Source organism: Microcoleus sp. B9-D4, assembly GCF_036705105.1.
In the GTDB taxonomy this organism is placed as follows: domain Bacteria; phylum Cyanobacteriota; class Cyanobacteriia; order Cyanobacteriales; family Microcoleaceae; genus Microcoleus.
In genome coordinates, this window is the sequence record NZ_JAUBTS010000010.1 from 156,269 (window position 1) to 166,525 (window position 10,257).

General features: G+C 44.9%; 1 protein-coding gene. It reads left to right on the forward strand.

Annotated elements, in window-relative coordinates; genetic code table 11:
• Positions 1-10,257 (forward strand): Ig-like domain-containing protein (locus QUB24_RS09065; protein WP_333152624.1); only part of this gene is annotated, 10,257 nt, incomplete at both ends.

Genomic DNA, 10,257 nt, shown 5'->3' on the forward strand with positions numbered 1-10,257 from the left:
TGTCACTTCCCCCAATGTCACCGTTAGCGGTAGTAACGTCACCATTAATCCACTGGCAGATTTAGCGCCCGGTACTGGTTACTACGTTGAAATTGCCACTGGTGCAATTAAAGACTTAGCAGGTAACAATTATGTCGGTACGACAGGTGCAACTGCTTGGAATTTCAACACTGCTGTCGCCGTTGATACCACAGCGCCTACTGCCACTTTCACCCCCGCAGATAACGCCACCAGTGTTGCAGTTACTGCTAATTTAGTCGTCACCTTGAATGAAGCTGTCAAAAAAGGTACTGGCAATATTGTTATCAAGAAAACCGACGGCACGGTGGTGGAAACTATAAATGTCACTTCCCCCAATGTCACCGTTAGCGGTAGTAACGTCACCATTAATCCACTGGCAGATTTAGCGCCCGGTACTGGTTACTACGTTGAAATTGGCGCTGGTGCGATTAAAGATTTAGCAGGTAACAATTATGCTGGCACGACAGGTGCAACTGCTTGGAATTTCAACACTGCCGGTGTTTTAGCCTCACCCGTTCAATTTGATCTCACATCAGTATTCGATCGCGATGTGATTATCAACCGCACGGGAGGAGTCACAGACAGCACACAAAACGGACTGAGTACCTTGAATCAAACGCTACTCACTCAGTCCTTTGCCACATTTAAAGCCGGTGCTAATGGGAACGGTTTACCCGACAACGGCTTTTTCGCCACGAATGCGTACCATCCCGACGTTCAGCTAGGCTACAACAACACCAATAACGGCAACAACGCCAAAGTCCTTACAGCTAACGGCACATCCTTTAACTTTGCAGTTACGCCCAACCAGTATTCAGAAATCCACCTCTTAGCCACCAGTACAAATGGCATCGCTGGGATGCAGGTGACATTTAACTATAGCGATAGCACTACTGGGACAGGCACAGCCACAGTTCCCGACTGGTTTAACGAAATTACCGAAACATCGTCCAGTTACTATCTGATCGACGGAATGGATGGGAGCAATGATACAACTGGAACAGTTTATACCGATGTCAACGATCCCGCCATATTCGGGTTCAAGTTCAATCCCGACCCAGCCAAAACGCTGCAAAGCATTACCGTCAGTAAAACAAGCGGTACCACCGCTAATAATTGGCTGGGAGTTTTCGGAGCCACAGGTGTTTTAGATACCACAGCGCCTACAGCCGCCACTTTCACCCCCGCCGACAACGCCACTACTGTTGCAGTTGCTGCTAATTTAGTTGTCACCTTGAGTGAAGCCGTACAAAAAGGCACTGGCAATATTGTTATCAAGAAATCCTCCGATAACTCAGTTGTTGAAACTATCAATGTTACCTCCACAAATGTCACCGTTACTGGCAGTAACGTCAGCATTAATCCCACAGCAGACTTAGTTGATGGTACTGGTTACTACGTTGAAATTGCCAGCGGTGCGATTAAAGATTTAGCTGGCAACAGTTATGCCGGTACTACAGGTGCAACTGCTTGGAATTTCAACACTGACACCACAGCGCCCACAGCCACTTTCACCCCCGCCGATAACGCTACGAATATTGCAGTTGCTGCTAATTTAGTTGTCACCTTGAATGAAGCCGTCAAAAAAGGCACTGGCAATATTGTCATCAAGAAAGTCTCCGACAACTCAGTTGTTGAAACTATCAACGTTACCTCCACCAATGTCACCGTTAGCGGTAGTAACGTCACAGTTAATCCCACGGCAGATTTAGCGCCCGGTACTGGTTACTACGTTGAAATTGCCGCCGCTGCGATTAAAGACTTAGCAGGTAACAATTATGCCGGTACTACAGGTGCAACCACTTGGAATTTCACCACCGTAGCTGACACCACAGCGCCGACAGCCAGTTTCACCCCCGCCGATAACGCTACGAATATTGCAGTTGCTGCTAATTTAGTTGTCACCTTGAATGAAGTCGTCAAAAAAGGCACTGGCAATATTGTCATCAAGAAAGTTTCTGACAACTCAGTTGTAGAAACGATCGCTGTTACAGGTAGCAATGTCACCGTCAGTGGTAGTCAACTCACAATTAACCCAACGGCAGATTTGGTTCACGATACAAAATACTACGTTGAAATTACCAGTGGGGCTATTCAGGATTTAGCTGGAAATAATTACGCCGGAATTACTGGCAATAATACTTGGGATTTCCAGACTGCTCTTGCTCTACCTCCTTCCTTTGAAGACTCCAATCTTTCCTTCCCTGGTGGAAATTACGGTTCTACAACTTGGGCTGACTACAATGGAGACGGCAAACCAGACTTATTATTGACTGGTTTAGGTTATAATTCTGACCCGATGTCCCTACTGTTCAAAAATACAGGCAGTGGTTTTGTCTGGGAAGTCTCCGTACCTAGTTTTCACTTTGGTTCCGTAGCTTGGGCTGACTATAATGTAGACGGAAAACAAGACTTTCTGTTGACAGGTTCCCCTAGTTTAGGAGGTCAGATCTCCAAGCTCTACAAAAATACAGGCAGTGGTTTTACTGAAGACACCAGTATTTCCCTACCTGGTGTTGACTCCGATTCAGTAGCTTGGGCGGACTATAACGGAGACGGAAAACAGGACTTCCTGTTGACCGGTTATGCGCCTTCTAGTGCCACTCCCAACATATCCAAACTGTACAAGAATACAGGGAGTGGTTTTACAGAAGACACCAGTATTTCTTTGCCCGGTGTTAGTGGTAGTTCTGTAGCTTGGGCGGACTATAACGGAGACGGAAAACAGGACTTTCTGTTGACGGGTTCTTCGGCTTCAGGTCGGATCTCCAAACTGTACAAAAATACAGGTAGTGGTTTTCAAGAAGACACGAGTATTTCTTTGCCCGGTGTTAGTGGTAGTTCTGTCGCTTGGGCGGACTATAACGGAGACGGAAAACAGGACTTTCTGTTGACGGGTTCCTTAGCTTCAGGTGAGATATCCAAACTGTACAAAAATACAGGCAGTGGTTTTACAGAAGACACCAGTGTTTCTTTGCCCGGTGTTCAGGACGGTTCTGTAGCTTGGGCCGACTATAACGGAGACGGAAAACAGGACTTCCTGTTGACAGGTTATGGAGCAAATTTTGTTAGAACCTCCAAACTGTACAAAAATACAGGGAGTGGTTTTACAGAAGACACCAGTATTTCTTTGCCCGGTGTTAGTGGTAGTTCTGTAGCTTGGGCCGACTATAACGGAGACGGAAAACAAGACTTTGTGTTGATGGGTTCTTCGGCTTCAGGTCGGATCTCCAAACTGTACAAAAATAACAGTGTTTTTCCAGATATAACCGCACCTCAAGTCAACATTTTTACACCAATTAATAATGCTACAAGGGTTGGTTTGGATGAAGATTTAGTTATCACTTTCAGTGAATTAATTAAACAAGGAACGGGAAATATTGTTCTCAAAAAATCGTCTAATAATTCCGTAGTGGAAACCATGTCAGTTACGGCTAACAATGTCACGATTAGTGACAGTCAACTGATAATCAACCCAACGGTAAGTTTAGATCAAAAGACAGATTACTATGTAGAAATTTCTGGTGGTACTATTCAAGACTTAGCTGGAAATCCTTATGCTGGAATTAGCGGTAATAGCAACTGGAAATTTCAAACAATTGACTCAACTGCCCCCACAGCCATAAGTTTTACCCCTGCCGATAATGCTCGTAATCTCAACGGTTCTGCGAATTTAGTAGTAAACTTCAGCGAACCTATTCAGACAAATTTGGGCTATATTACTATCAGGAAACTATCTGATAATTCCGTTGTAGAAAGCATTCCCGTTACGGACAATAAGATTACCGTTAGTGGCAGTCAACTCACGATTAATCCAACGGCCGATTTAGCTCCAAATACAGATTACTACGTTGAAATTCTTCCATATACCATTAAAGATTTAGCAGGCAATTATTATGCTGGAATTAGCGAAACTAATGCCTGGAACTTCATAGCCGATACAATCGTACCCACCACCACAAGTTTCACCCCCGCCAATAATGCTCAGAATATCAACGTTGCTGCTAACTTATTGGTCAACTTCAGCGAATCGATTCAGAAAGGCACGGGCAATATTCTCATCAGGAAACAGTCCGATAATTCTGTTGTAGAAACCATCCCTGTCACGGCTAATAATGTCACAATTAGTGGCAGTGAACTAACGATTAATCCAACGGCTGATTTAGCTCTAGACACAGGCTACTACGTTGAAATTGCCAACGGTGTCCTTAAAGATTTAGCGGGAAATAATTATAATGGAATTAGCGGAAATAGTGCGTGGACATTGAAAACAAGTTCTGTCAATGTTATCCCTAAGATTTCCATTAACGATGTTCAAGTCAATGAAAAGGGGACAAATGCTACCTTTACCATTCCCCTTTCAACAGCAACTAATGTGCCAGTAACGGTTTACTATCAAACCGTTGACGACACGGCAAAAGCGGGAGATAAAGACTACACCCAGATCGCCCTAACCCCCATTACATTTGCAGTGGGCGAACAAACAAAAACCATCAATATTCCCATCGCACAAGATGATATATGGGAGCCTGATGAAACGTTTAAAGTGACTTTGAGTAACCCTCAAAATGCTCTTTTGGATAAGGCAACTGGGGTTGCAACTATCAAGGACGAGGATAAGCCGCGCATAAGTTTTTATCCTTTTAACAATAGCGGATCTTACGATATGCCGCTATCCTTCAAAGAAGGAAACAGTGGCACTTCTAACGCTTACGTTCCTATTTATCTTGACAGACTGAGCAGTGTTCCGGTCAAAGTTAAGTTTGAAACTTATGATTCACCTTATCCTAACAACGCCACGCCAAATGATGACTATACTCCGATTCCACTCCAAACTATAACTTTCAATCCCGGAGAAACTAAGAAAAAGATCGACATAGCCATCAAAGGCGAACTCATATCTGAAAATAATGAGTTCGTTGGCGTTCGCATTAGCGATCCTGAGAATGCTTCGATGGCCGGACGCTTAGATCGGGGCTTCGAGATAGAAAATGATGATGATCCGCCAGAAATTTCTGTAGAAAATATTACCCTTAACGAGGGAAATGCTGACGGGAATAACAATACCTTTTCTACCCAAGCCAATTTTACAGTTACTCTCTCTAAGCCATCTAGTCAACCGATTAGTTTCTATTATCGGACTGAAGATGTAAGTTCTTACGGTCAGATCGGCGCTGCCTATCAGCCGGTTCAACGGACTCTCGCAACATTTGCGCCGGGTGAAACCAGTAAGACAATTACAATTCCAGTAAGAGGTGACACGGCATTTGAAGAAAACAGCACTTTAAAGTTTAAGCTGATTCTCGACACCTATGGCACTAATGCGAGCATCGCTCAAGATAAAGGCAATGCGATCGCAACGGTACTGGATGACGATTCCAGACCGACAATTTCTGTTCCCGATATCAATGTTGCGGAAACAGTTGGTTCCAGCAGTGGAGATGGAGTCGCTAATGTTGAGATTAAGCTGTCTAGTCCCAGCAAAGAGTACGTATCGGTTAACTACGCATTCAAAGATGGTACGGCAATCGCGAATCAAGACTATAAGCCAGTCGCCGCTGGTAAAGTCTCATTCGCGTCAGGCGAAACCACTAAATCCATATCGGTTCCGATCATTAACGATGGCAAGCAAGAACCGGACGAGACTTTTTCTGTCATTCTCAGCAATCCCGTCAATGCCCCGCTTGCCAAAGATACTGGAACCATTACGATTAACGACAGAATCGACCTTTGGATTGATGAGGCGCCCGTAAGCATGACTGAGGGCGACACTGGTAAAAAAGAAGCGACTTTTACGGTCAATCTTGCAAAAGCGCTCAACGTTCCAGTGACGGTTGACTACAGAACAACAGGTGCAGACAATGGTATCGATTATATGCACCTTCAGGACAAGCTTGAGTTTGCACCAGGCGAAACAAAGAAAACTATTAAAGTGCTGGTGAATGGTGACACCGAGATTGAACCTGACGAAACATTTAACCTTGTTCTCAGCAATGCCACTAATGCCACCCTGACAAAAGATACAGGTACAGTAACAATTGTTGATGATGACAGACCAGTAGCTACGATTAGCGATACTGCCATTATTGATGAAGACAAGGGAACGGCTACATTTACCGTTACACTTTCCAAACCCTTCTCAACAGCAACAATGGTTGGCGTTACAACCAAAGATGGTACGGCTAAGAGTTCTGATAAGGATTACACGGCAATCTCAGGGGGTCTCTGGTTCGAGCCGGGAGAAACAAGTAAAACTATCACCGTTACCACCAAGTCGTTAACGACGAAGGAAAAAAATGATATAGAACTTGGGGAGGCTGACTTTGTTGCTGCGGTTAACCCCGATACCAAAGCGGAAGGTGACGAAACGTTTAGCGTTGTTCTCCGCCAGATGAATGACACAAATGCCACAAGCGTCAAGGCTGTAGGGGAGGGGACAGTTGTCATTGATGATTTTAATGACTCACAATCCTTCTATCCTGATGGTGTCAGACCCAACATTTCAGTCGATCCAGTTGTCCTAATCCCCGAAGGAGCAGAGGGAACGACGACCACAGCCATCTTTAACCTCAAGCTCGATCGCCCCGGCACAACCCAAGCTCCTGTTAGCCTTCGGTATCGCACGCAGGATGGCACTGCGACAGTTTTAGACAAAGATTACCAGGCGCTCCCACAGCAAACTTTAACGTTTGCACCAGGAGAAACTGAAAAAACGATTAGCGTTAACATCAATGGCGACTCGAAACCTGAATTTAACGAGCGCTTCAAACTGATCTTAAGCGGTCCAAGCAATGTCACCTTAGACAATAGTGTTGCACAGGGGATTATCTTTGACAGTAGTGACGGTAAGCCGTCAAGAGCGAGTATGGCTCAACTCGCTTTTGATTTACTGGGAGCTTCGGCGGCCCAGGATAATAAAAATGTCGCTCTACCGTTTTTTGGGAAATTTCCAAGTGATTTACTTCAAAATAGTTTGTCTAAGGTGGGTCAAAGCTTTGCGAATGTACTGGTTGAGAACCCTCAACTGACTGGCACAGAGCTACAACAAAAGCTAACAGCAGTCTTACCGCAGGAATTTTCCTTAGACCCTTATCAATTTCAGGTAACAAACGATAAGTTGCAATTCCGGATTCAGGCGAAGGAAAATTTTGAAACTTCTTTGGGGAGTAAGAGATTTAATCTCTTTGACCGCATCAAATTCAATGATGACGGTGTAGGTGGCAGTTCTACAACATTGAACTACGATCTGGACGTGCGCCTAAAATATAAACCAGAACTCGGATGGTATATCGACACGGGATATACAGAATTAACCAGTCTAACTGAAGAACGAATCAAAGACGGTTATAAGTTGTCTAACAGTATCATGGGATTTTTGCCGGTGGAATTTACCGACAAGTCTGATGATACAGGTCTGAGTCAATCTCTGGCAAACTATCAATTAAATTTGCGCGATATTGATGGATTAGAAAATGATTCTGATGGCAATGGGTTAACTGCAACAGAAATAGCACAGAACTATTCTTCAGCTTCAGGAGGGACTGGAGCTAAACAATTATATGAGTCCCAGTTAAAAGCAGGTGGGACGCTCAATCTTGCCGGTCAGGTGACAAACAAGTATTGGTTTGTGCCACCTTTCCAGTTCGACCTATCTGCTGACTTGCCTCTAGTCACCTACAGCAACGGCCAAAAAATTCAACAAAAAGATCCAAATTCTTTCAAGCTTCATAACATCAAATTAGATTTAGGTAGAACGATAACAGGTATTGTCAAGCCAATTTTTGGTAATGATGGCTATGTTTCCAGTATCCTTAAACCCATTCGACCAATTATTGATTTCCTCAAAAGCGACACTAAAATTTTTACGGGAATTGACAAAGCCTTAGCCAGTGTAGATTTTGATGGCAGAACGACTCCTTTCTTTGATAGTGACTCTGATCGGAAAGTCACTATTTTGGAACTGGTGACCAAACTGGCAGAGTTGTCAGGAGATCCTAAAGCAAAAGCAGCTTCTTTGTACGTCAATGCTGTTGTTAAAGTAGATGAGTTTAGCAGATTAGTCGAAGAATCTACTAAAGATGGTAATAACTTTGCACTGAGCTTTCAACCTTATACCTGGAGCAAATCAGGTAGTGAAGAAGCACAAGGTTATGACTTAATTAAGCAACTAAGTAGCAACGCTCAAGAATATGCAGACAAGTACAAAGAGCTTGAGGAGCAGGAGACAAAACGTAAGACTGCATTAAGCAACAGTCTCACGAAACAGAAAGAAACGTCAGGGGTAAAAAACCAAGTTAGCAAGACAAAAGATCAAAATAAAAAGAGTAAAGTTGCGGACGCACTCTCAGGGGTAATCGAGAATCTTAGCTTTCCACTCTTTAGCGATCCTGAATCCACTGGAAAGCTATTGGCTGGAAATGACATTCCCATCATGACGTACAAACTGCCCGAATTAGATTTATCTCTAGCTGGCTTGAGATACGATCTTGTCCCAGGGTTATTGGGGATTGAGGGGGGTATAGATTTCAAAGTTCGTCCCATCGATATCGGCTATGACACGAACGGTATTAAAAAAATCGTTCAGGACATGGAAGCGAAGAAAGACTGGTATTATAGCGATCTTTGGACAGGGTTTTATGTCAGCGATACAGAAAACGCTGACGGCACCGGCAAAGATGTACCAGAAGCTACACTCAAAGCATTTTTGCAACTGTATGCTGGTTTAAATAGCCCTGTACTTACGGCTAAGGTAACAGGGGGAATCGAAGGCACAATCGATATGGATCTGGTGGATCGTAGCACTCCACCAGATGGAAAACTGCGCGGTTATGAACTGAGCAATATATTGTATAATCCCGGTGCATCTTTCAACTTTAAAGGCTCAGTAGATGCCAGGGCTAAGGCTGAATTTGGTGCATTAGGCATCACAAAAGAGTTCGACTTGGCTACAGAAAATCTGTTTAAGTTTGAGTTTGGAGCAAAACAGGGAACGGTACAAGCCAGTTATATTGATGGGGCAACTCTGTTCTTTGATGCCAACTTGAATGGTGTGCAAGATGCTAGTGAGCCATTCACTCAGACCAAAGCAGATGGCAGCTATGAGATAGAGATTCCCCTTGAAACCTTTGATACCAACAAGAACAACTCCCTCGATCCCAGTGAAGGCAACCTGGTAGCGATTGGCGGTACTGACACGGCTACGAATTTGCCCCTGGATACGCCCTTGTTTTCCACAGCTAACACGAGGATGGTGACTCCTCTAACAACGCTTGTGGCGGAGTTGACATTGACTGGTCTTTCCTCAGAAGAAGCTCAGACTCAGGTTCAAGCTGCCTTGGGTATTCCCTCTGGTGTTGAGTTGAGTCTATATGACTCTCAGGAAGCGATGGCTAATGAAGAACCTAGTGGTTTAGCTGTCTATGCCTTGGACGTTCAGGTGCAAAACACCATTGTTCAAACGGCCAAGTTTATTGACGGAGTGAGCGATTTGCTTCTGACTCAGCTTGCGGGGACGGCAATTGGCGCGATCGCCAATCAAGTCAAGGGTGGGGCTGCTGTAGATTTGGGTAAAACAGAAACAATATTGGCGATCCTTCAAGCAGCCATTACCAAAGCAGCAGAGTCTGACCCCAAAATCAACCCGACACAACTGGCTGCTAGTGCGGCTGCTGCGGCTCAAATCATGGCTTTGGGCAATCAAATGGTCAAGGATCTCGTCGCCAGCGGTCGCCCCATCAAAGATATCGCCCTTGAAATTACCAAGTTGCAAGCAGTGTCTGTGGGTCAAATTGCGGTGGGACTGCCGGAACTGGCTGCGGGAACTGTGACAGTTGAACAGTTCCTCGCTCAAAACACCAAAGAGGCGATTCTGGCTCGGATGGAGAAGGTGAAGGTAAATGATCCCACTGTTCGCCCCGTTGTCGAGACGAGCGCTCTCAAAGACCCGATCGATCCAGAGGAACCTACCTCTGGCGAAATCGGCACCGAAACCGACACCGAAACCGGCACCGACACCCCAACACCGATCGCTCCGACCCCACCGATCGCTCTGACCCCATCAGAAACAGCCTCCGACACACCAACACCATCGGAAACAGCCTCAGAAACACCCACACTATCGGAAACACCAACCCCCACGCCAACAACTAATAACCTCTCCGACGATGAGTGCATCTGCGACCAAATTACCTATCCCAACTTAAACCGACCCAACTCAGTTGAAAACACCATACTCGA